Genomic DNA, 389 nt, shown 5'->3' on the forward strand with positions numbered 1-389 from the left:
CGGCGGCGGAGCCTGCCGCGGAACCCTCTCAGCCCTCTTCCGAACCCTCCGCCGAACCCTCTTCCGACGCCGAAGCGTCCGGATCCTCTTCGGCCTCGGCGGTCGAAGAAGACGATGAGAGCGGGGAAGGCTCCTCCGGTTTGGGCGGCGACGACGCTTCCGAGGACGAAGCCGCCAAGGCCCCGGTCCGGCACGTGACGCCGATTCCGCACGGGTTCGTGCCGGTCTCCCTGGAAGAACGTCTCCAAAGCCTGCGCTCGGGCTCGACCGAGGACGAAATTCTCGTCGAGAGCGCTGCGGTCGTCGACCCGGCCTCGATTCAGCGCGCCGTCGACGAAGCGTTCCTTGAAAAGCAGAGTTTTGAAGGGGCGGCATCTTCGAACGCCGCC

At 67.1% G+C, this 389-nt stretch carries 1 protein-coding gene; it reads left to right on the forward strand.

Translation table 11 applies throughout. The annotated features are described in order from the left end of the window. Positions 1-389: hypothetical protein (locus HMPREF9440_RS11560; protein WP_216586078.1), on the forward strand; the 389-nt coding region annotated here is incomplete at both ends.

This window comes from Sutterella parvirubra YIT 11816 (genome assembly GCF_000250875.1).
GTDB classification, from domain to species: Bacteria; Pseudomonadota; Gammaproteobacteria; order Burkholderiales; family Burkholderiaceae_F; genus Sutterella; species Sutterella parvirubra.